At 61.6% G+C, this 22483-nt stretch carries 24 protein-coding genes; 17 read left to right on the forward strand and 7 right to left on the reverse strand.

Going from position 1 to position 22483, the window contains the following annotated elements; translation table 11 throughout:
• Nucleotides 1–32 precede the first annotated feature (32 nt).
• The 4 genes from ACO9S2_RS00205 (at nucleotide 33) to ACO9S2_RS00220 (ending at nucleotide 2354) form a co-directional block, all read left to right on the forward strand.
• A complete protein-coding gene (locus ACO9S2_RS00205; RefSeq protein ID WP_423719741.1) occupies nucleotides 33–1049 on the forward strand; it encodes a hypothetical protein in 1017 nt (338 codons plus the stop codon).
• A 90-nt stretch (nucleotides 1050–1139) separates the two neighbouring features.
• Nucleotides 1140–1370 (forward strand): VF530 family DNA-binding protein, encoded by a 231-nt coding sequence (locus ACO9S2_RS00210; RefSeq protein ID WP_423719742.1) that lies wholly within the window; start codon nucleotides 1140–1142, stop codon nucleotides 1368–1370.
• A gap of 15 nt (nucleotides 1371–1385) precedes the next feature.
• Nucleotides 1386–1946, forward strand: coding sequence for a YaeQ family protein (locus ACO9S2_RS00215; RefSeq protein WP_423719743.1), 561 nt, complete (start codon nucleotides 1386–1388; stop codon nucleotides 1944–1946).
• 12 nt (nucleotides 1947–1958) lie between these two features.
• A complete protein-coding gene (locus ACO9S2_RS00220) occupies nucleotides 1959–2354 on the forward strand; it encodes a translation initiation factor (RefSeq protein WP_423719744.1) in 396 nt (131 codons plus the stop codon).
• Between the two features lie 248 nt (nucleotides 2355–2602).
• Here the strand turns inward: ACO9S2_RS00220 and ACO9S2_RS00225 are convergent, their stop codons facing one another.
• The gene (locus ACO9S2_RS00225; protein WP_423719745.1) at nucleotides 2603–4540 is read right to left on the reverse strand and encodes a PAS domain S-box protein; all 1938 of its coding nucleotides are present in this window, start codon (nucleotides 4538–4540) and stop codon (nucleotides 2603–2605) included.
• A 372-nt stretch (nucleotides 4541–4912) separates the two neighbouring features.
• Here ACO9S2_RS00225 and folB point away from each other — a divergent pair, with 372 nt between their 5' ends.
• From folB to ACO9S2_RS00250, 5 genes are all read left to right on the forward strand, one after another.
• Nucleotides 4913–5854: a dihydroneopterin aldolase gene (folB, locus tag ACO9S2_RS00230; RefSeq protein ID WP_423719746.1), complete on the forward strand. Its 942-nt coding sequence runs from the start codon at nucleotides 4913–4915 to the stop codon at nucleotides 5852–5854.
• The gene (locus tag ACO9S2_RS00235) at nucleotides 5851–6699 is read left to right on the forward strand and encodes a PHP domain-containing protein (protein ID WP_423719747.1); all 849 of its coding nucleotides are present in this window, start codon (nucleotides 5851–5853) and stop codon (nucleotides 6697–6699) included. The genes folB and ACO9S2_RS00235 overlap by 4 nt, the downstream gene beginning before the upstream one ends.
• A 77-nt stretch (nucleotides 6700–6776) precedes the next feature.
• Nucleotides 6777–8177, forward strand: a complete 1401-nt coding sequence (locus tag ACO9S2_RS00240) for a serine/threonine-protein kinase (RefSeq protein ID WP_423719748.1) — start codon at nucleotides 6777–6779, stop codon at nucleotides 8175–8177.
• A gap of 12 nt (nucleotides 8178–8189) precedes the next feature.
• Nucleotides 8190–9005, forward strand: a complete 816-nt coding sequence (locus ACO9S2_RS00245; RefSeq protein ID WP_423719749.1) for a Stp1/IreP family PP2C-type Ser/Thr phosphatase — start codon at nucleotides 8190–8192, stop codon at nucleotides 9003–9005.
• 34 nt (nucleotides 9006–9039) lie between these two features.
• Complete coding sequence (locus ACO9S2_RS00250) at nucleotides 9040–9747, forward strand: FHA domain-containing protein (RefSeq protein ID WP_423719750.1); 708 nt, start codon at nucleotides 9040–9042, stop codon at nucleotides 9745–9747.
• Nucleotides 9748–9759: 12 nt separating this feature from the next.
• On the opposite strand, the gene ACO9S2_RS00255 is transcribed toward ACO9S2_RS00250, so the two are convergent.
• The 3 genes from ACO9S2_RS00255 to ACO9S2_RS00265 all read right to left on the reverse strand — a co-directional run bounded on the left by ACO9S2_RS00255 (nucleotide 9760) and on the right by ACO9S2_RS00265 (nucleotide 12091).
• Nucleotides 9760–10401: a cysteine rich repeat-containing protein gene (locus tag ACO9S2_RS00255; RefSeq protein WP_423719751.1), complete on the reverse strand. Its 642-nt coding sequence runs from the start codon at nucleotides 10399–10401 to the stop codon at nucleotides 9760–9762.
• A gap of 119 nt (nucleotides 10402–10520) precedes the next feature.
• Nucleotides 10521–11534 carry a hypothetical protein gene (locus ACO9S2_RS00260; protein WP_423719752.1) on the reverse strand — a complete coding sequence of 338 codons (1014 nt, stop codon included), beginning with the start codon at nucleotides 11532–11534 and terminating at the stop codon, nucleotides 10521–10523.
• Between the two features lie 143 nt (nucleotides 11535–11677).
• Nucleotides 11678–12091 (reverse strand): secondary thiamine-phosphate synthase enzyme YjbQ, encoded by a 414-nt coding sequence (locus tag ACO9S2_RS00265; protein WP_423719753.1) that lies wholly within the window; start codon nucleotides 12089–12091, stop codon nucleotides 11678–11680.
• Between the two features lie 118 nt (nucleotides 12092–12209).
• Between ACO9S2_RS00265 and ACO9S2_RS00270 the strand changes: the two genes are divergently transcribed.
• From ACO9S2_RS00270 to ACO9S2_RS00305, 8 genes are all read left to right on the forward strand, one after another.
• Nucleotides 12210–13961 (forward strand): adenosylcobalamin-dependent ribonucleoside-diphosphate reductase, encoded by a 1752-nt coding sequence (locus tag ACO9S2_RS00270; protein WP_423719754.1) that lies wholly within the window; start codon nucleotides 12210–12212, stop codon nucleotides 13959–13961.
• 148 nt (nucleotides 13962–14109) lie between these two features.
• Nucleotides 14110–14910: an SH3 domain-containing protein gene (locus tag ACO9S2_RS00275; protein ID WP_423719755.1), complete on the forward strand. Its 801-nt coding sequence runs from the start codon at nucleotides 14110–14112 to the stop codon at nucleotides 14908–14910.
• A 123-nt stretch (nucleotides 14911–15033) separates the two neighbouring features.
• Nucleotides 15034–15729 (forward strand): HAD family hydrolase, encoded by a 696-nt coding sequence (locus tag ACO9S2_RS00280; protein WP_423719756.1) that lies wholly within the window; start codon nucleotides 15034–15036, stop codon nucleotides 15727–15729.
• Nucleotides 15730–15742: 13 nt separating this feature from the next.
• On the forward strand, nucleotides 15743–16687 hold the full coding sequence (locus tag ACO9S2_RS00285; RefSeq protein ID WP_423719757.1) for a cobalamin-binding protein: 945 nt from the start codon (nucleotides 15743–15745) through the stop codon (nucleotides 16685–16687).
• Nucleotides 16674–17534 carry a presqualene diphosphate synthase HpnD gene (hpnD, locus tag ACO9S2_RS00290; protein WP_423719758.1) on the forward strand — a complete coding sequence of 287 codons (861 nt, stop codon included), beginning with the start codon at nucleotides 16674–16676 and terminating at the stop codon, nucleotides 17532–17534. The genes ACO9S2_RS00285 and hpnD overlap by 14 nt, the downstream gene beginning before the upstream one ends.
• Nucleotides 17510–18835 (forward strand): FAD-dependent oxidoreductase, encoded by a 1326-nt coding sequence (locus tag ACO9S2_RS00295; protein ID WP_423719759.1) that lies wholly within the window; start codon nucleotides 17510–17512, stop codon nucleotides 18833–18835. The genes hpnD and ACO9S2_RS00295 overlap by 25 nt, the downstream gene beginning before the upstream one ends.
• Nucleotides 18836–18867: 32 nt before the next feature.
• Nucleotides 18868–19182 (forward strand): hypothetical protein, encoded by a 315-nt coding sequence (locus tag ACO9S2_RS00300; protein WP_423719760.1) that lies wholly within the window; start codon nucleotides 18868–18870, stop codon nucleotides 19180–19182.
• 169 nt (nucleotides 19183–19351) lie between these two features.
• Nucleotides 19352–20002 carry a uracil-DNA glycosylase gene (locus tag ACO9S2_RS00305; RefSeq protein ID WP_423719761.1) on the forward strand — a complete coding sequence of 217 codons (651 nt, stop codon included), beginning with the start codon at nucleotides 19352–19354 and terminating at the stop codon, nucleotides 20000–20002.
• Nucleotides 20003–20053: 51 nt separating this feature from the next.
• Here ACO9S2_RS00305 and ACO9S2_RS00310 read toward each other — a convergent pair whose 3' ends face one another.
• From ACO9S2_RS00310 to ACO9S2_RS00320, 3 genes are read right to left on the reverse strand one after another with little or no spacing between them, the layout of a single operon-like run.
• On the reverse strand, nucleotides 20054–20512 hold the full coding sequence (locus ACO9S2_RS00310) for a hypothetical protein (protein WP_423719762.1): 459 nt from the start codon (nucleotides 20510–20512) through the stop codon (nucleotides 20054–20056).
• Nucleotides 20513–20540: 28 nt separating this feature from the next.
• Nucleotides 20541–21098: a YbhB/YbcL family Raf kinase inhibitor-like protein gene (locus tag ACO9S2_RS00315; protein ID WP_423719763.1), complete on the reverse strand. Its 558-nt coding sequence runs from the start codon at nucleotides 21096–21098 to the stop codon at nucleotides 20541–20543.
• 17 nt (nucleotides 21099–21115) lie between these two features.
• Nucleotides 21116–22483, reverse strand: a complete 1368-nt coding sequence (locus tag ACO9S2_RS00320) for a TldD/PmbA family protein (RefSeq protein WP_423719764.1) — start codon at nucleotides 22481–22483, stop codon at nucleotides 21116–21118.

Here is a 22483-nt window from a genome sequence, read left to right on the forward strand (position 1 = left end):
TCCAGGTGGCTCATGAGCGGGGCGCCTGGGGCATGGTGAGCCTCGTCACGATGATCCCGACGTTCCCCCGGATATGCCTCCTCGCGGTGCTGTCGGTCCTCTCACTGCCTGTCCGTGGAACGGCAAATCCGCCTGACCTTGATCTGCCGGTCATGCACGATCTCGATTTGCGTCAGGTGCAACTCGTGGTGGAGTCGGCACCGGAGAGCAAAGAGCGGCTCCACCAGCGGACCAAGAGCCTTCTTGCAAAAGCCGGCCTTCACCTGACTTCTCCGGATGCGCTCCATTCACCACCCGTCGCCAGGCTGACGCTCACCCTGAATGCCACGCTGCTCGGTGACACCTGCCCGGGCAAGGTCTTATATGCCCCCTCGGTTGCCCTCATCGAATCCGTCATTGTTCCAAGAAACGGGGAGGTCATGCAGGACACCACGTGGGCGGCAGAAACCTCCCTCCGAGTGCGAGCGCCGCTCACCATTGAGGACCTTGAACATGACATGGACCGGCTCGTCTCGCGATTCATCGAAGCCTACCAACTGACACAGACTGTACGGCCCGCGCGGGAGACAGGCAACGAAGGGAAAGCATCAGCACTTCCTCCCGTTGATAATGCGTCAGGAAGCACAGCCTCATTGGAGGAGCAGAACACACGCGCCGGCGTCAGCCTGCAGGGCCTCGACATCACCAGGGTGCAGCTTTCCGTCCTGGCGGGCCGATCGACCTCCCCGCTCGAAACCCGAGCGCTTCGCCGACTCACGACCGCCGGCCTTCCCGTTTCTCTCGAATCACATGGACCGGACGCACCGACGCTGTCCCTGGAAATATCCCAGCGGACCATCGGCGAGGATTGTCCGGGTAAGGTCTTGTACGAATCGGGCTTGTTTCTCGTCGAGCCGGTCAGGCTCGTCCGCAACCGGCAGATCCGCACCTGGACCGACACCTGGGTCCGTGAGCGCATCCAGATCGTCCCGCCGGTTCCAATGCAGCAGTTCGAGTCCGACCAAGAGGCGCTGTTGACGCAATTCATCCGTTCATTTAAAGGAAGATAGACCGGGTCACGCCCGCAGCGCCCCTCCTTCAAGCACCTTGTAGAAACCGTCCGCAACGAGTACTCTTCCGCCTGAAGGCATACCGCACACATGAACCAGCCGCCACCCATTCTCCATCCCCGCGATCCGCTGCACGGCATCACATTAGAGACTATCATCACGGAGCTGGTTGAGCGGCACGGTTGGGCCGAGTTGGGACGCCGCCTCCCCGTCCGCTGTTTTCTTCATAATCCCAGTGTCAAATCCAGCCTCACCTTCCTCCGCAAAACGCCCTGGGCGCGCGAACGGGTGGAAGGCATGTACATCGCAGAACTTCCATGACGGAACAATGACCCTATGGCTTCAAACGCGACAATATACAAAGCGGCCCTGCAGATCTCCGACATGGACCGCCACTATTATCAGGGCCATGCCATCACGCTGGCTCGCCATCCCTCTGAAACCGACGAGCGCATGATGGTGCGGCTGCTGGCCTTCGCCCTGCACGCGGACGAGGCCCTGTCCTTCGGCCGCGGGCTGAGCACGGAGGATGAACCGGCGCTCTGGCAGAAAGATCTCACGGGCGCCATCAATCTCTGGATCGAAGTGGGACAGCCGGATGAGAAATCCCTTCGCCAGGCCTGCGGCCGTGCCACGCAGGTCGTCGTCTACTCCTACGGCGGTCGAGGGGCCGATCTGTGGTGGGAAAAGAACCGGATCACCCTCGAACGGTTGCACAATCTCACCGTGGTGAATCTCCCGCTCGAGGGGAGCCGCGCCCTGGCTCAACTGGCACAACCCGGCATGCAGCTGTCCTGCACCATTCAGGAAAGACAGGTTTGGATAGGGAAAGAAGCCTCCACCGCGCATTTGGAGTTGATGCCACTCAAAGTTTCTTCGGCCCGGTTCAGACCCTGACCGAGGGATGAGATGAGCAGGAAACCACGTCTCCCCACAGATGGCGAACCGGCTGCTTGGACAAGCCCGTTCGCGGCGCTCAAACACGCGGCGCTCCCGCCGGCTCACACCGAACGGCCTGTTGGCGCCCGACCCGCCCCTTCACCGGACGCGCGCAAGAACAACCGCGGACGGGTGGACATCATCCGCTCAACCGCGCATCGAGGCGGCAAGACCGTCACGGTGGTCACAGGTTTTGTCGGGATCGGACAGGCCGAAAAAGAACAGCTGGCCAAGGCAATGCAGAAGGCCTGCGGCGCAGGGGGCACGGTGAAAGAAGGACGGATCGAAATTCAGGGAGAGCAACGCGAAACAGTCGCGCGTATTCTCACCGAGGCCGGTTTTCGCCCGGTGTTTGCCGGAGGCTGACAACGCTATCGGCCCGCCCCGGTTTGCGCACGCTGCCATCCGCCTGGGAGCAGCCGCCATTCATTCGCACGGCTGCGCCCGGTCGTTTCACAGATCCAGGCCTTACCGTACTGAGACGCTAGGCAAGGCGACGCGAGGAACCCGGTCACAGCCCCCAACACAGGACCCTGCTGATGGATATCGCAGGGGGGATGGTACGGCAAAGAGGCAGCCCTCCGGGCAAACCATCCCCCGGTAGGTCTTGTTCCTTATGTTTGGAGGGGATTTAGAGGCAGGCGAATGTGGACCGTGGTCCCGACTCCGACTTCGCTCTCGACTGTGATGGCGCCCTTGTGCGCCGCCACGACGTCTTTCACGATTTTCGTGCCCAGTCCCGTTCCGCCTGATTTCTTGCTGGGCGCACCGGTGATGAACAACCGGTCCCGCACCTCCGGCGGCATCCCTCTCCCTGTGTCGGCAACGGCGATCTCCAGCATGGCCGCGCCGACATCGACCGTTCCGCGCACCGTGACGGAACCGCCGGCCGGGACTTCTGGAATCGCATTATCGATCAGGTTATAGAACGCATTGAACAGGCGGCGCTCATCCGCCTGAATGACCGGGAGCGATTCAAGCCCCTCCGCATGCAGCGCGACCCCTTTTTCTGCGGCATACCGGCGGAGGGACCTCGTCACGTCCGCCACACAGGCCGCAATCCGGCAGGGTTGAAACTCCGGCGCCGTTGTCACCCCCTTCACGGCATCGGCCAGTTCCCTCACGCGATCCTGGATGCGCCGGGCATTGTTGACGATCATCTCGATCAGTTCATCGCTCATATTCCGATGGGCCTCGACCTGCGCGCGCGCCCCCGTGCCAGCCATACGGACGAGAATTTCATGGATTTCCTCCCGCAATAGATCGACTCCGCCAAGGACCGGCATCAGCATGTTCTTCACGTCATGGCCGATATCACCCAGCGCACGGGTCACCTCCGCCACTTTGATTTCCTCAAGAAGTTCTGCCGCCAATCGCTTCCGCTCCGTCACATCCTCGACCGTCCCTTCATAGTGCAGCAGGGCCCCTCGCTCGTCGCGCACCTCCCGCGCATTCACCGAGACCGAGATCACACTCCCGTCCCGGCACAGCACTTCGGTTTCAAACTCCCGAACAACCCCACGCTGGCGCAACAACCGTTGGAACTCCGCTCGCTTCTGAGGATCGGCATAGAGTTGGCGGGCGAGATCCGTAACGGTCGAAACCAGCGCTTCAGTGGAGTCATAGCGCAGCATCCGCGCAAGGCTGGGATTGGCCATCAAAAACCGTCCGTCAGGTGTCGTCTGGAAGATGCCCTCCACCGTATTTTCGACGACGCTCCGGTATCGCGCTTCGGCCTGCCGTCGTGCCTCCTCGACCTGCTTTCGCCTCGTGATGTCACGAATGATCCCGCTGTAAAACGTCCCCAGGGGGCTCTGCCCGACGCCCAGGGACAGTTCCAGTGGAAATTCGGTGCCATCGTTCCTCAATCCGTGGAGTTCGACCGTCCTGCCTACGACATGCGCTTCACCGGTTGCTCCTACCCGGGTCATGCCTGTTTGATGGGCCTCACGATAGCGTTGCGGCATCAGCATGGTCAGCGATTGTCCAAGCACATCCGCCTCGGTATAACCAAACAGCCGCGTGGCGGCCTGGTTCCATAAGAGAATGTTTCCATTGCGGTCGGCCAATACCACCGCATCGGGTGTGGTCCCGATGACGGTCCGGAACCGTTCTTCGCTGACGCTCAGTTCGTCTTCGGCTCGTGCCGCCTTGGATGCCAACCGTTGCGCATCGATGATTTGACGGAGCGCGAACCGGAGTTCGTGGCGGCTGTATGGTTTGCCGATGTAGGTGAAGGCTCCGCCCTGGAGTGCCGCAATCGTATGTTTCTCCAGGGTAGAGGCCGTCAGGACAATGACCGGGAGAGACGGCTTTATGGCCTTGACCTCTCGCAGGACGTCCAGGCCGCTCATATCGGGCAGGCCCAGATCCAGGATCACTGCCCCGATTTCTCCACCTTCAACTTCGCGGAGGGCGTCGCGACCCGTGTGCGCCGTCCGGACCGTGAATCCATCATGCTGAAGCAGATCGCTCAAGGCCTCACAGATATCAGGCTCATCATCCACGATGAGTGCAGAAAAGAGCGGAGCTGGTTGCGAGATGGAATCCATGGAACCACCGGATCCCGTTGAGGAGAAGAAGCAGTTGCTGCCTGTGTACTTTGCGCCGGACACCTACAAAAGTAAATGAGAAATAGGCCCGGCCTGAAAACCCGTGATCGAGAGCCGTAATACCGTCGCTATTGGTGCGCCTTATATACTGAGGGCACGGAGGGGACCGGAGCGAGCCCGGCGGGCATGGATCTCCGGTGAGATCGCACACAGATTCAAGGTATGCCGCTTCCGATTTAACCGTGCTACACATCGAGGAGACTTGTGTGTCTCGGGCTGCGCAGCTGTCCGAAGACGGCCAGGCGGCACACCCGACTCTGTACTCCTGAACCATTGCTTGACACCCCGATATCCGATCCTCACAATGCCGCCATGCCGGAGCATATCGTCATCGAGCGCCTGGAGTTTCGCGGACGCTGCGGGGTCACGGAGGAGGAGCGGGCCAAACCGCAACCGCTGGCTGTCGATCTGAAGTTGGACTGTCGCACAGGCCAGGCCGGGCGTTCGGACAATCTGGCAGAAACCATCGACTATGCCGCCGTCGCCCGGCGCATCGCGGACATCGGCACCACACAAGACGCCTGTCTGCTGGAGGCCCTGGCCGATCGTTTCCTCTCCATGCTCTTTGCCGAATTCCCTATCGACAGCGCCACGCTCTGGCTGCGGAAACTCCACCCCCCGATCAGGCAGGTCACAACGTCCGTCGGCGTCTCCCTGACCCGCACCAGGCTGCAACACCAGCTTCAACAGAGCGAGCCGGCGCCGGCGCCGTTTCTCATGCAACAACTGCATCGCCTGCCGAAAGGCCGCGTGCTGGATGTCGCCGCAGGCGGCGGTCGGCACGCGCTGTTTCTCGCAGCTCACGGCTATCAAGTCGATGCCCTCGACCGCGACGGCGCGGCCCTGACCCAATTGTCACAATCGGCGGCTGGGCGGCGCCTGTCATCGATCACGACCCGAACCATGGACCTTGAACAACCCGCACCGTTTGATCCGGACTTCGGCCATGAACGCTACGATGGCATCGTGGTCTTTTTCTATCTCCATCGTCCGCTCTTTCCCTTCCTCATCGAAGCACTGAAGCCGGGCGGCGTCGTGGTCTACGAAACCTTCTCGATCGACAACCACCTCCGTCACGGCCATCCGCGGAGACAGGAATTCTGCCTCACCCGGAACGAGCTGCTCAGACTGACCTCGCCCCTGCAGGTCTTGCACTACGATGAAGGGGCCCATGACGGGGTGCACGGCTCCGGCTCGACCTACACGGCTCAACTGGTAGCGCAAAAGCCCGCACGATCGGCGACTCCCGCATGAGCCGCATCGATCTCCACCTGCACACGACCCATTCCGACGGCAGCCTCCAGCCGGCTGAGGTCGTGCGGCTTGCCCGCGAGGCCGGCGTGACGGCGCTTGCCATCACGGATCACGACATTACCACGGGCATTCCGGAAGCCACCGCGGCCGGCCAGGAACTCGGCATTGAAATCATCCCCGGCATTGAAATCAGCTCCCGCTACGGCGACTCGGAATTGCATGTCCTGGGCTACTTTCTCGACTGGCACGATCCCGAACTGAATGCACGCCTCACAACGCTGAGAGAAAGCCGTCACCGCCGTAACCCGCAAATCATCGAGCGACTGCAATCTCTCGGCATCGACATCACCTATGACGAAGTCCGCGCGGTCGCCGGCAGCGACTCGGTGGGCAGACCCCACATCGCCCGGGTGCTGATGGACAAGAACGTCGTCGCCTCTGCCAGAGAAGCCTTCGACCGCTTCCTCGCCAACGGCAAACCCGCCTATGTCCCCCGCGATTTGCCGGATCCCGCCGACGCCATCCAATGGATCAAGGCAGCGAAAGGACTCGCCGTTCTGGCTCACCCGACCTGGGTGAAAGCGACGGAAGGCACATTGACCGACCTCGTTCGCCGGCTCAAAGCCGCGGGACTCGACGGCGTCGAAGTCCACTACAGCACCCATACGCCCCGGCAGACCCGTGAATATCTGAGCCTGGCAAAACAGGTTGACTTGCTCGTCACCGGCGGCAGCGATTTTCACGGCGTGACCAAGCCGGACATCGAGGTCGGAATCGGCAAAGGCACACTCCACGTCCCCGACCATCTGCTCGTGAAACTCAAGGACGCCGCAGCCCGCCTCTAGCCTGCGTGTTTCCCGCTATTCGTTGACTCCCTCCGCCTATCCATTAGACTTTGACCAGTTGTGCCCGACACTCATCCATGTCAAACGCATCAGGCTGGCTCATTCAATTCGCCGTTGTCTCGCTGGTGGCCCTGTTTGCGGGACCGCTGCTGAGCAAGCTCCCCTTCGCGCACACCTTTCCCCTGACACTCTTCGGGTTAACGGGACCGCAGACTATCCGCCTCGTGGTTGAAGCCACCGGCCTGCTGACCCTCTGGATCCTGTCCATACATGCCTTCCGGCACATGCCGGACAATGGACGCGGCTTTTCCTTCGTCCGGCGTGTCATCGTTCCGCTCGTGACCATCGCCGTCATCATGCTGGGTGATAAGACGCTCCGGATCGGCGGACCGTCGCTGATCGACTGGATCGGCTCTCACCGCTATTACGCGGGCTATGCGGCGACGCTTCTTGTCGCCTCGCTCTGGTTGACTGCCACGTGGCTGCTGAATCTTGAGACGCTGCACCGGTGTTTTTGCCCTCCCGCCGGCTCCGCCGGCCGGAAGAAGCCGGACCCCTCATGCGACGAACAAGCTCAGATAGATGACGAGGCAGACCCTCCCGTCCCCTCCTTATCGACAGCACAAACAGTGAACAGCGACGGCTCGCCACCGGCGACGCTTGGCCGGTACAAGGTGCTCAAGGAACTGGGTCGCGGTGCCATGGGAGTGGTCTATCTTGGTAAAGACCCGACGATTCAACGGTTCGTCGCCATCAAGACCATGCGCCTGGATCACATCGACGATGCGGGGAAGCTGCAGGAGGTCAAATCACGGTTTTTCCGTGAGGCCGAATCGACCGGCCGCCTGTCCCACCCCAATATCGTTACAATTTACGATGCCGGTGAAGAACATGACCTGGGCTACATTGCCATGGAAGTGCTCGAAGGCAGGACGCTCAAAGACTGGTCGCGCAAACCGCACCTGTTGCCGCTCGACAAACTGATTTTGATCCTGGCGACTGTGGCCGAGGCTCTGGATTACGCCCATCAACAGGGGGTCGTGCACCGCGATATCAAACCGGCCAACATCATGGTCACCAAAGACCAGATGGTGAAGGTCATGGATTTCGGTATTGCCAAGATGGCGTCGTCATCGAAAACCCAAACCGACATGGTCCTGGGAACCCCGACCTACATGTCGCCCGAACAGATTGCAGGCAAAACAGTCGACGGCCGATCCGATATTTTCTCATTGGGGGTGGTGTTCTACGAGCTCTTGAGCGGCAGACCTCCCTTCACCGCCGACAACCTCTCGGCACTCCTGTTTGCCATCGTCCATCATCCGCATCCGTCCATGAACGCGATCAGGCCAGACCTTCCTCCGGCTGTGCTGGAGGTCCTGGATCGCGCCCTGGAAAAAGATCCGGCGCTCCGCATTCGACGGGCCGGGGACTTCGCCCAGGCCCTTCGGGCCTGCCTCCGCGGACTCGCCGCCTAGACCGAGGCACCTATGGCATTTGAGATTGTCCATGCCGCCCAATCGGATATCGGCCGGAAGCGGCTGCATAACGAAGACCGATATTGCCTCGATGCCACGCTGGGACTCTATCTCGTATGCGACGGCATGGGAGGCAGCAACGCCGGTGAAGTGGCCAGCGCACTGGCGGTCGAAATGATCCATCGTCACATCAACGACGCATCACAAGACCAAGACCTGCCCCTGATCGGCCCTTCAGATCCCGCCGTCTCCCTGGCCACCAATCGACTCGCCAGCGCCATCAGACTGGCCAACGAGGTGATTTACCGCGAGTCCCTCAGGAAGTCCGAATGGACCGGCATGGGCACCACCGTCGTCGCCGCCCTGGTCACGGATGAGTTGTTGTCCTTCGCCCATGTCGGGGACAGCCGTCTCTACCTGGTCCGCCACCACACCCTGCAATCACTTACCGTGGACCACTCCTGGGTTGCCGAGCAGGTACGAACCGGAACCATGACGGAAGAGGAGGCCGAACGGTCCCCGCGCCGGAATATCGTCACCCGGGCGCTCGGAGTAGGCTGGCAGGTCGAGGTCACGATCGGTGAAACCCTGCTGCAACCGGGGGATCGGGTGCTGCTATGCTCGGACGGGTTAACGAAAGGCGTGCGGCCCGATGCGATCTTGTCCGCGCTCACCCGTATCGAAGACATGTCCTCGCTCACCGATGGGTTGATCACGATGGCCAACGAGGCCGGAGGAGAAGACAACACGACGGTGATTGCGCTGGCCGTCCGCGAGGCGGGAGACGAGAGCCTCTGGCACCGTTTACGCCAGCGATTGGCCATTTAACTGATCTGTAGCCCCTTAAGAGGGAGGTCACCAAGTGCACGTCACGACAACACAGCAGGCAGCACTGCTGGTGAAACTCCACGGCAAGGCATCGGAGGAGAGGCTCCTGTCAGCAGACACGTATACGATCGGCCGGAAAGCCGATAATCATCTCGTGATCGACGACGCGGCGGTCTCGGGACATCATGCCCGCATCGTCCACGTACAAGCCGTGTACTTTCTTGAGGATCTCAAGAGCACCAATGGCACTCTGGTGAACGACAGGCGCATCGAACGGCATCAACTGCGCGACACCGACATCATTACCATCGGACGCCACCGGATCATCTTCAGAGATACCGCGCCGGATCTGGCCCCGTCGCCCGACAACGCGGGGAGTCTCGATCGCACCATGGTCATATCCAAACTGTCGTCTCCCGCCGACACACCACTTCGTCCTCCCCGCGTGCGCGTCCTCTCGGGGAAAACGGCGCAGCAGGACTATGCCGTCACCAAACATGTCACGATCATCGGTGCCGATTCGCAAGCCGCAATTCGGCTCACCAGCTGGTTTGCGCCCAAAACCGCCGCCATGATTACCCGCCGCACCGCACACTACCTCATCGGTTCAGGCAGGAGCGGGAAACCGGTCCTCGTGAACGGGAAAACCGTCTCAGGCGAACAGACACTCAAAGAAGGAGACCGGATAGAGGTCGCCGAGGTGACGCTGCTGTGGACCATGCAGGGGAAGACAACCGCGTAGGGAGCGCCCCTGCTAGTTCCGATAGGTGAGGGAGCCCTTAGGAAGCGTCGCATAGCACTGGTCGGACACATCCTGCGCATGATTCTGCAGGCATTGCAGGACCCGCCCCTCACCCGGTTGAACCTCGCGACACAACCGCTGTACATCTTCGACACAGGCCAGCGCATGCCCCGAGCGCTCCTTCCAGCGCACGAGTCGCTGCTGGAGCATCTGCCGGCACATCCGCGGGAATTGTGTCACGCGGCGTTCGATGCATTGCCGGCGATCCTCTCCCGGCATCGACTGCGGGCAGATCGGCTCCACCGCCGCATCACATTTCATCTCGACAATTTGCCTTGTCCGATGGTCAATCGGCGCTGAACGGTCCGACGCCGCCGTCTCGTACGTGGGCCCTTCCGCCCCATTCACCACAACCTCGGGAACGGAAGGCACACTCCCCTTGCCTTCGGCAGCAGGCACTCCGGGAATCGTCAGGTCAAGCACGGGAGAAGGAAAAGCGGTGTCCGCCGCCTGCACAGGAACCCGGGAAGACTGCATCTCCTCCATTGTCGGCATATTCGCCCAAACCACACCCCACACCACGGCCAGGGCGGCGACAGAAATCACCATCGTGATGACTCGGCTGGACACCTGAGGAGGTTGCTGTGAAACCATGACGTCTATCCAGGATAGGACAGTCATGGTTAAAAATCACGAAAAGCTGAAATTGTGCGCAGGCCTCCGCACTGGCCCGGAGTAGCGCAGTTCAGAACGGACGCAGCACAGAACAGCGGCTAATTGTCAGGGGCCTCGATAATGTGGTTCTCGAACCGGGTACAGCCCTCTGCCAGCAACCGGTTGGTCAGCATTTCTCCCGGCCACTCGATCGGCAGGTCGGCGGTAAAGACCCACACATCGGGAGACGTCCAGACCGGACCATGCTCCTCCGGCAACTCCGGATCGAACAAATCCGTCCAGACCGGCATATAGACCCCGTTGCCGCATTGGGTATGCAGATGCACGATGGTGCGTGACCGCACGAGCGGATCGAGATCGCGCCAGACCGCCGCGGTTTCGTCGGCCAGGCGGTGAATCCGCACGGCATTCTGAGCATCAAACATCGCATAGGCGGCATAGACCGGCGCCTCGATGGTATCGGGGGCCAACGCCAATTCCGGACATTGGTCGACCAGGCCTTCGAGAATCGCCCGCCGATGACGGTCTTCCCACGACTCGGGCAGGCCGGGATCCGGTGCGCCGATGATTTCAAACAGCAGGAACGCCGTATTTTCGACCGGCGGGTAGAGCCGCGCCGCCACCGACTGCGTCCGCTGTGAATCGGCCACCGTGGCCAAATGATCCTGCAGCGCCTGCAAGTCCAGCAACTCCAGCGTGGCGTCCGTCAACAGGCGGGACTCCACCCGCACCACCGTGCCGGCCGGGAGCCGAAGATGGCGGTGCAGCAAATCCGCCGTGGCGATGGGATCGATCTTGAGATTGAGCGGAGCCGTCAGATTCGCCTGCAACGGAAGCGCCAATGCCGCCATCGTTGCATAGGCGGGCTTCTCATCCTCGGGCCCGTCCAGCATGAGCGTACAACTCGCCTCTGCCAGCAGATCGAACAACCACTCCGCCATGTCTTCATCCAGGGCCGCCAGAACCGTCAAGAGTTCGGCTTCCCGGCCCTGCTCAAGGAAAGCCTGGAGCGTGTCAATGGCGGCCTCGGTGTCGCCATGGTCGTGGCGGCGGGCGTTGATCAGATGGATGAGATCGCGCGTGAGTGGATCAGGACGAGACCAGGCTAACATCAAGCTCTCCTAAAGAGTCGACCCGGGGGGAACGGCGTCGACCGAATTCAGTGTCCATGTTGCCAAACTTTCCCGACTGGAGCAAGGATGAAGACAGTTCCGGTGGCAGAGGCGCGGCCGCCTGCGCACGACCCGAGGCGGCCTCATTCGCCGATCACTTTCACCAGCACGCGCTTGCGGCGACGCCCATCGAACTCGCCGTAGAAAATCTGTTCCCATGGTCCCAGATCCAATTGCCCGCCGGTGATCGCCACAACCACTTCCCGTCCCATCACCTGCCGCTTCAGATGCGCATCGCCGTTGTCTTCGCCCGTATCATTGTGACGATAGACCGCATCCTGCGGCGCCAGCCGTTCGAGAAATTCGTCATAATCCCGCAAGAGTCCCTGTTCATCGTCGTTGATATAGACACTCGCCGTAATGTGCATCGCATTCACGAGCACCAGCCCCTCTTGGACCCCGCTCCTCCGGACCGCCGCAGCCACCTGCGGCGTGACGTTGAGGTATGCACGACGCGTCTTCGTTTCAAACCACAGTTCTTCGCGATAGGATTTCATCGGTCCCGTCCGTTGATCGGAAAAGCATTCTGCCGAACGGATCCTCGCAGATTCAAGTGGCATCGAAAAAAGGGGGCACGCGGATGTGGCAATCCGGAAAAGAGATTATAATAAAACCATGCGGGCGCCCCGTCCACGACGATCCTCACAGCACCTGTCGGATAATGCGCTGACCGTCCTGCGTCAGCGATACCTGGCACGAAACGCCCGCGGCACCCTGTGCGAATCGCCCACCGGACTCTTCCGGCGTGTGGCCGAAGATATCGCGCAGGCCGAACGGAGCTATCCGCGCGCCGGCCGCACTCCGCATCTCGCCCGGCAGTTCTATGACCTCATGCACCGGCTCGAGTTTCTCCCCAACTCCCCCACGCTGATGAATGCCGGCCGCCCGTTGCAGCAGCTCTCCGCCTGCTTTGTCCTGCCGATCGAGGACTCGCTGGAATCCATTTTTGACACCGTCAAATACCAGGCTCTCATCCATCAATCGGGAGGCGGCACCGGCTTCTCGTTCAGCCGGCTGCGCCCCAAGGCCGACCGCGTCGCCACCACCAACGGCATCGCCTCGGGGCCGGTGTCGTTCATGCGCGTGTTCAACATGGCCACCGATGTCATCAAGCAAGGCGGGACGAGACGCGGCGCCAACATGGGCATCCTGCGAGTCGACCATCCGGATATCCTCGAGTTCATCGCGCTCAAACAAGACCCGTCGGAGATGACCAACTTCAACCTCTCGGTGGGTCTGACCGATCGCTTCATGCGCGCCGTCCAGCGCCGCCAGGGCTACGCGCTGATCAATCCGCGCACCGGCCGGTGCGTCCGCCGGATTCCGGCCGAACAGGTCTTCGACCGGCTCGTCCGGGCCGCGTGGCAATCGGGAGAGCCGGGAATTGTGTTTCTCGACACCATGAATCGCGCCAACCCGACCCCGCAACTCGGGACCATCGAAGCCACGAATCCCTGCGGCGAACAGCCCCTGCTTCCGTACGAATCCTGCACCCTGGGCTCGATCAATGTCGCCCGGTTCGTCTCGCACGCCAATGGACGGGCCGCCATCGATTTCGAGCGTCTGCGGGCCGTTATTCCGACCGCCGTCCGCTTCCTCGACAACGTGCTCGACCGTTCCCGCTTTCCGTTGGACGCCATCGCCCGCCACACCCGGCTGACACGCAAGATCGGGCTTGGCATCATGGGATTTGCCGATCTGCTGATTCACCTCGGCGTTCCGTACGATACGCACGAAGCCCTGGCCGTCGCCGATCAGCTCATGGGCTTCATTCAACGCGAGGCGCACCAGGCCTCAGCGCGATTGGGGCAGCAGCGCGGCCTATTCCCCGCCTTCAACGGAAGCCGGTTGCACGCCGCTGGAGACCGGCGGCGCAATGCCACGGTGACAACCATCGCACCGACCGGCACCATCAGCATCATCGCGGACTGCTCGGCCGGCATCGAGCCCTTGTACGGGATCAGCATCGTGCGCCGGGTCCTGGAGGGCCTCACCCTCACCAGCCTCCACCCTGAATTCATGCGCCAAGCCGCACGTCACGGACTGCCGCCCGCCCGGCTTCGGGCTGAAATCAGCCGGACCGAATCCATCCGGCACCTCACGTCGATTCCGGAGTCGCTGCGGTCCCTCTTCGTCACCGCCCATGACATCGCCCCCTCCCACCACGTACGGATGCAGGCCATCTTCCAGCGCTATAGTGACAGCGGCGTCTCGAAAACCATCAACCTCCCCGCACAGGCCACGCCGGGCGACGTGGCCGATGCGTTCCACCTCGCCCATCAACTCGGGTGTAAGGGCCTCACGGTCTTCCGTTCGGGCAGCCGGAGCCACCAGGTGCTCTCCTGCTCACACGTGCAGTCCTGTTAACCGGAGCGTACCTTCCTCCCCCCGCTCAGAAAGTCCCCTGGCGCGGCCCTGCAGAATTTGCGCACAAAATTGACTCCACCCCACCTTGGTGATAAGTAGTTTCACAGAGTTTCCAAGAAGATCGACGTTCGCCATAGGGAGGTGCCTGATGTTCGCTGTCGCTGATGGCCCGTCAAACACGGGTAGTCCGCTTTCCAATCTCTTCTTTGCCATTCAACCGGAACCGGATCTGGAATTCACCGAAGAAGAATTGGAGCAGACGACCGGAACTCGTTCATCTTCCCCGATGAAGCCGCCCAAGAAGTCCGGAGGGGGTCCACTGCTCTGGATCGTGCTCCTAGCCCTCGTCGGCGGCGGCGCCTATGTCGCCATGGAACCGGAAATGGTTCTGGACTGGGTCAACCAGTTGCTTGGGGATACTGCCGTTCAGGAGCCGCAACCGATACGTACGGCCAGACCGGCCACAACGACGCCCGCTCCCGGCACTCCGGAGGGAGGGCAACCGGCTCCGTCAGCACCGGGAGTCGCCGCACCGGCACCCGGCATGACGCCTCCCCAGGCACCATCCCCAACGGCCCCTCCCCCGGCGATGGCACCTCCGATGCCGGCCCCAACCGCCGCAGCCCCGGCTGCTCCGAACATGCCCCCCGCTCCTTCGGCTGCGCCCAGAGGTCCCGTCGCCGCAACTCCGCCGGCTGCTGCCGTACCGGCGCCGATGTTTGGGGAAGGCCAACGGGTGACGGTGGTGCTCGATCCTGCGGCAGCCGGCGATACCATCACGCTCTCGCAAGACCCTACGGGCTCAAAGCCCGGCTTGACGGTTCGTCCGGGAACACCCCTTACAGTTCTCGACGGGGATTTCCAGCCAACCGGATGGGTCTACTCCGTCCGCAGCGACGATGGCGCGAAAGGGTGGGTATCGGAAAAGCGGCTTCGCCTCAAACCGTAGCCCCGGCAAGAATCTTCTTCCCAGACCTGCGGGCGGCGATACAACCCTGTGTCGCCGCCCGCTGTGCTATAATGCGCCCCCATTAATCCCGTAGACCCTGCACATCACGTATCGCGAGACCCTATGGATACCATGCGCGCCATCATTTTTGATTTCGACGGCGTCATCGCCGACACGGAGCCGCTCCATTATGCCGGACTCCGCCGCACGCTTGAAGACATCGGCATCACGCTCACCGAATCGGATTACTACGCCAATTATCTGGGCTTCGACGACCGCGGGTGCGTACTCGCGGCCTTACAGGCAAATGGACGACCGATCACTCAGGAACTCGTCCGCGACCTGATGAAGAAAAAGGCCGTCGCCTATCTCGACTCGATCAAGGATCATCTGGTCATTTTCCCCGGTGTGCGTGAATTTGTCCGGACAGCCGGCGCACGCTATCCGCTGGCCATCGCCTCCGGCGCGCTGCGCCAGGAGATCGAATTGATCCTCGAGCAAGCCGGCATCCGGAACGCCTTCCTGCATATTACAAGCGCGGAGGATGTCAGCCGCGGCAAACCCGACCCGCAACCTTTTCAATATGCCCTGGCGGGCCTCACACAACAGCGCCCCGCTCTGGCGCTGCAGGCCGGCTCCTGTCTGGTGATCGAAGACTCGCTCCCCGGAATCCGCGCGGCGAAGTCGGCCGGCATGAAAGTGCTCGCCGTCGCCAACACCCATACCGTCCAGGATCTGCATGAAGCCCATGCCATCGCCCACAGCCTCGCCGAAACGCAGCTCACCGATCTTGAAGCCCGCCTATGGCCGCCGGCGTAAGGACACGGACCCGATGAAAATCTGCTCACTCGTTCCCGGGGCCACGGAAATCATCGCCGAGCTTGGTCTGGCCGACCAGCTCGTGGCGATCAGCCACGAGTGTGATTACCCTGCGTCTGTCCGCCATGCCCCTGTGGTGGTCGAACCGGTGGTCGGCTCCGGATCCTCAACAAGCCGGGACATCGATCGGGCCGTAAAAGAGCTCGTAGCCTCCGGCCAACGGGTCTATCGACTGAACATACCCCGATTTCTCGAGGCCGAACCGGAGGTCATTCTCACACAAGATCTCTGCCATGTCTGCGCCGTCACCCCCGACCAGCTGACACAGGCCATCGAGTCACTGCCCGCGACGCCGCAAGTGGTGACGCTCAATCCCGCATCGCTCAGCGACATCCTGCAGGATATTGAACGCATCGCCCGCGCCGTGGGAGCCGAGGCGCGCGGCCAGGTGCTCGTCCAATCGCTCCGCGCCGGACTGGCACAGGTCCGGTCCAGAGCGACAGCCGCACGCCCGCGTGTCGTCTGCCTGGAGTGGCTTGACCCGCTCTATATTGCCGGGCACTGGGTTCCGGAAATGGTCGCCCTGGCGGGAGGAGAGGATGTGCTGGGCAACCCGGATCAGCCATCCCGCGAGACCACCTGGGAGGAAGTCGGAGAAGCGAATCCCGACCTGCTCCTCGTGATGCCCTGCGGGTATCCGGTGCAACGAACGCTCGATGAACTCGCCCGGGTGGAACGAACGGGAGGCCCCTGGAGCACCGCGCTCGCACAATGGCCGGCCACGTATGTGGTCGATGCCGCCGCCTATTTCAGCCGGCCGGGCCCGCGGCTGCTCGACGGCGTCGAGCTGCTCGCGGATATTTTTCATCCTTCCCCGTCCCGACCACTGGATCCGGAGAAAGCCGTGCTACTGTCCCCCTCGCTATTTGCCCTGGAGCCTCAGCATGACGCTCGATGACGCCCAAGCCTATTGCACCGCGCTCACGAAACAAAGCGGCAGCAACTTCTATTATTCCTTCCTCTTCCTGCCCAAGGCCCGGCGCAATGCCATGTACACGGTCTATGCCTTCTGCAAGGCCGTCGATAGCGCCGTGGACGAACCGCCCCCCGGGACCCAGCCGCAGGAAGAACTCACGCGCTGGCGCGCGGAACTGGAGGCGGCCTATCACGGCACCCCGACCTGGCCCATCACCATCAGCCTGGCGCACCATGTCAAAGCCCTCGGCATCCCCAAGGTCTATTTCGAGGAGCTGATCAAGGGCGTGGAAATGGATCTGCAGAACAACCGCTATCTGACCTTCGACGAACTCTCTCTGTACTGCTACCGCGTGGCATCCGTCGTCGGACTGATTTGCCTCTACATTTTCGGCGCCACCTCAGCCCGCGCGCAGGACTATGCGGTCGCGCTCGGCATGGCCTTTCAACTGACCAATATCTTGCGCGACGTCGGAACCGACGCCGCGCAGAATCGCATCTACCTGCCGCTTGAAGACCTGACAACCTCCCAGCACTCGGAAAAGGCCTTGCGGCGGCAGACCTACTCGCCGGAGTTCATCCGGCTGATGGAATTCGAAGCGGCCCGCGCGCACCAGTACTACGAAAAAGCCCGTGCCGCGTTTAACGCCCTCTCCAGGCAGGAGCGGCGCGCGCTCACCGTCGCCGAGATCATGCGCGGCGTGTATGCGGGCATTCTCAAAAAGATCGAAGACAGCGAGTTTCAGGTCTTTGGCCCGCGCATCCGGCTCTCGACCAGCCACCGGCTGGCCATCGCGGCGAGCATTTGGCTGCGTTCTCGATTCTCGTGACGAGCCGGCGCACAGAATCCGTGCTTATCCTGGGCAGCACTCTGCCGGGCTTGGTCGCCGCCGACGACCTGGCCCGCGCAGGCTGTCGTGTGACGCTCATCGAACATCCTGGCTGGGTATCGGACAGACTGTCCCCTACGTACCTACTCGGGTGCCATCACCATACCTGGGTGCTGTTGCGTTCGCTCCCCCCCGGGGAACCGTCATATCACGATTACACCCTCCCGCTGGAATTCCGGCTCCCTGGCGGGTCTATCATGTCCTATCGCCCCACGTCGCTGCCGGGCTCGTTCCATTGGATCGCCGGCCTGCTCCGGTTTCAAGGCTTGTCATGGCAGGATCGCTGGCAGGTACTCTCCTATCTGGAGCGGGTCTGGGAGCAACAGGATTCCGTTCCGAGCACGCTGGAGCAACGCACCGCCGACGCCTGGCTCGCCTCCATCGGCCAAAGCCAGGCCGCGCGCGACGCCGTTTGGGCTCCGCTCACGCGCTTCCTCACCGGCAACTGTCTGACCGGACTCTCCGCCGCGACGTTCGCCCGGGCCGTCGCACGGCCGTTCCTCAGCCAATTCAACTCCTCCCGGCTGACCCTGCTCGGCGGCTCCATTCGCGACAGACTGATGAAACCTCTCAGGGAGGCTCTCACACAAGCCGGCGTCACCGTCCTTCCGCAGCAAGACCTGCCGCATGTCCACTTCGAGGGCAACGCCGTCGGTCATGTGCGTCTCTACGACGGCAGCACCCTGCAGGCGACCTGGTATCTCAGCGCGCTCCCCCATCACCACTTGCTGGCGCTCATCCCCGATCGGGTTCTGACACGCTATGCGTACTTTTCACATCTCGGCGAGCTTCAGACCCGTCACGAAATCGCGATTGAGATAGGCGGCCTCCGCCAGGGACAAGCCCCCCGGCTCTTGCTCCTGTCCGGAACGTCGTTTGATCGGCTCAGCATTACCCCGACGGATTCAGAATACAGCGCATACGGATTCGCGGCGACCGTCGATGACTCGTTTGCCGCGCATACAGACCAGGACCTCTTTCGTCTGGCCACGCAAGACCTGCGCAGCATCTTTCCGTCCATCCCCGCCGCAGACCTGCAGCTCCTCGCCGTCCAACGGAACAAGCAGGCCGTCCTTTCGCTCAAACCGGGCACCGCCATGTCGCGGCCGATTCAGCGCAGCCCCGTTCACAATCTACTCGTCGCCGGAGGATGGACGGACACCGGCTGGCCGGATAACATCGAAAGCGCCGTCGTCAGCGCACGTCGATGTGTGGAAATCATAGCCGGACCGGCGGATTGACCAGCCCCCCTCCTAATGGTAGGGGTAACAATATGTGGACGCGCCAACAGAGGAACGTGATACTCGGGGGACTAATTCTCGGGTTGATCGGCTGCACGCCCGGTCCTTCCGCACGTAATGTCCGTCCTGCAGGCCACAGCCAAGCAGAAGTGGAACGGGATTATATGGAGTGTGAGTACAAAGCCAGGCTGGCCAACCAAGAACAGTTCTACAGCCGGAGCTCGCCGTTTCCCTTCGGCCCGGGCCCGCAAAGTCCAGCCGACCATGCCCGCGCACTGCACGGCCTCTCGACCATCAATGCCATGCGGGATACCTGCCTGGCGGCGAAGGGCTACCGCGTCGAATAGCATAGAAGTGCCGGCGCTCTTGATGGCCCACTACCGGTCAACCCGCTCAGCTCTCTGCTACTCTGACATATCGTCTATCGGCACCTCTCACACCCCGGCTTGCCGCCGCATTGACAACCTCACGTCGCCTTTCTAAGATACCGCCACACTCGTTCACTCCGACCGGATCATGACCACGACGCCGCTCCAAGAACTTGCGAAGTCCCTTCATGACTGCCAGCGCTGCAAACTGGCCAAGCTGGGCCGCAGCCAGGTCGTGTTCGGCGTGGGAAATCCGCATGCGAGGATCATGTTCGTGGGCGAAGCGCCGGGATTCAACGAGGATCAGAAAGGCGAGCCGTTTGTCGGCGCGGCGGGAAAGCTCTTAAACGATCTGTTGCAGTCGGCGAACTTGTCGCGCGATCAAATCTACATCGCCAACGTCATCAAATGCCGGCCACCCAACAACCGCGATCCGGAACCGGATGAAGTTGAGACCTGCAAGCCGTTCCTGCTGCAGCAGATTCAGCTCATCAGACCGAAGCTGGTCTGTACGCTGGGGAATTGGGCCACGCAGACGCTGCTGGAACGAAAAGTGGGGATTACAAAAGTAAAGGCGCAGGCCTTCTATCTGAAAGACTTCGTCCTCTTCCCGCTCCTCCATCCGGCGGCGGCGCTTCACCAGGGCGGGTTGCTGGACACGTTGAAGGCAGACTTCAAGAAGCTGAAGGAGTTTCTCGACACGAACACCAAAGCGGCTGCCCCAGAGCCAGGCAAACCCGCGACAGGCCCCACCCTGCAAATCGACTCGCCCCAACCGGAACAGACCAGCCTGTTCTGACTTTCCCTCAATCCGCTCACAACGACGAGCGGCGACTATTTCAGCATCCTGCTAGGCTTTCGAGGACTTTTCTTCGACGGCCGCCGCCTCTGATTCGACACTCGTTTCTTCGCCTTCGACCGGCTGTTCTTCTTCCGGCACATCGAACCATTGGACCAGCATCTCGTCCCACCAGCCTTCGGTCACCTCATCGCCTGGATCGGCGCCCAGAAAGGCAACGTCGTCCTTTTTCACCTCAGGACCAACCAGGTGGGGCTGGAATTTCGCCCTGTCGATGACTTCTTTCGTCGCATAGCCGCCGATGATCCAGGAATCCGGATCGGCCCGACGGGACTTGTAGGCCTTCAACTCAATCTTTAAATACATGAAGATCTGCTGCTGCGTGGGATCGCTGACACCGGATTGTGGCAGGCTCAGCGTCTTCTCGATCTTCTTGCGCCAATGCCGGTCGTCGTAGCGCGACGTGATCAACTGGAGCATTTTCTTTCCTAGTTCGGCATCAAGCGGCATGGTCTGTTCCTTATTCCTCGGATTGGGCTTACTTACGTCCGTACATCCCGGTGAACGAGGCTTTCGCGAGGGCATTTTGGTTCAAAAAGTATCCGACCATCGCACCAGAGGCCTCTGGCTTCAACGGCAACTGATCCACCTTCAACGCGAACACCGTAAAAATGTAGCGATGCGGTTTGTCCCCCTGCGGCGGACAGGGTCCTCCGAAACCAGGCTGCCCGAAATCGGTCATGCTCTGGATGCTGCCTTGCGGAGCCCCGGAGCCGTCCGGCGTTCCTGCGCCAGCCGGCAACGAAGTCACGCTTGAAGGGATGTTGAAGATCAGCCAATGCCACCATCCGCTGCCGGTCGGCGCATCGGGATCGTACACGGTCACCGCAAAACTCTTCGTATCCTTCGGCACATTCGACCATCGGAGCTCCGGCGAGACATTGCCCCCCGTGCAGCCGAATCCGTTGAACACGTGTTCGTTTCCAATCGTCGACTTATTCTTGATCGTCGGGCTGGCTAGCTGGAATCCTCCCGCAAAGCTCGCAGCGGGAATGACGAACACGGCACAGATCAGGGCGCTTAACACTCGTCGCATAGGCGTGTCCTCCTCCGCTAATTCCCTGCCACCATCAGCTCGGCCAATTTGAGGGTCGGACTCGCAACCCGCCCGCGAAAGACCAGATCGTTCCCGACCATCTCAATGTCCTTGAACATCTCTTTCAAATTGCCGGCGATCGTAATCTCTTCGACCGGGTAGGCCAACTCACCGTTTTCGATCCAGAACCCGCAGGCCCCGCGGGAGTAATCACCCGTCACCATGTTGATGCCGAAGCCGATCAACTCAGTGACATAGAGTCCGTCTTTCACGGACGCGATGATCTCCTGCGCGCTCTTCGATCCGGGGACCAGATAAAAATTCGTCGGCCCGACCGACGGGCTTTCCCCCACGCTCCGCGAAGCATTTCCCGTCGAAGCCAATCCCAGCTTTTTTCCCGAATAGGTATCGAGCAGATAGCTCTTCAGCACTCCGCGTTCCACGATCGTATTCTTCCGGGTCGCCAGGCCTTCGCCATCGAAGGGACGGGAACCGAGCCCTCCTTCCATCCGCCCATCGTCGTAGACGGTGATCAGATCGGACGCGATGCGGTTGCCCAGCTGGTCGAGTAGAAACGAGGCACGCTTATAGAGACCGTAGCCGGAGACGGCGCTGCAGAGATTCCCAAGCATGCTGCCGGCCGTTTCCTGGTCGAAAATGACCGGGACGCGCTTCGTCGCCACTTTGCGGGCACCCAAGCGGCGCAACGCGCGACGGGCGGCTTCCTGGCCGATGGATTCTGGCGATGAGAGCTTCGTGAACTTGCGTTGGACTTCATACCAGGAATCCCGCTGCATGCCCCCGCTCTCCGGGTCCGTCGCGATCGGCGACACCGCCAGCGAGAAACTGGAACTGCGATACTCTCCGATGAACCCATGACTGTTCCCCAGGACCAACCGGCCGGAAGAGGAGTCGAAATCGGCGCCTTCTGAATTCGTGATCCGCGGATCCGCCGTCATCGCGGCGGCCTCGGCCCGTTTGGCCAACTCGATCTGGAGATCGGGATCGAGTTTCGTGCTGTCGTAGAGATCGAGATCGGGCCACTGGGTGGCCATTTGCGCCGCATCCGGCAGGCCGGAGACCTCGTCCGGCACCACCGCTTTGGCCAGGGTACAGGTTTCATCGACCAGCCGGTGCAACGACTCCGTCGAAAAATCAGAGGTCGACGTACAAGCCGAGCGTTTGCCCACGAAGACCCGCAACCCCAGGCGCTTCTCCCGGGCCTTGCTCAAGCGATCAACAACACCAACCCGCACTTGGACGGAGAAGGTTTCTCCATCGGCAACCACGATATCCGCTTCTGTTGCGCCGCACTGTTTGGCGCGAGCCAGGACATCGGCGGCGAGCTGCGCGTACCCGTTCGTCTGTGGGAGAAGATCACTCAT

Source organism: Nitrospira sp. NS4 (assembly GCF_049546785.1).
Lineage (GTDB): Bacteria > Nitrospirota > Nitrospiria > Nitrospirales > Nitrospiraceae > Nitrospira_D.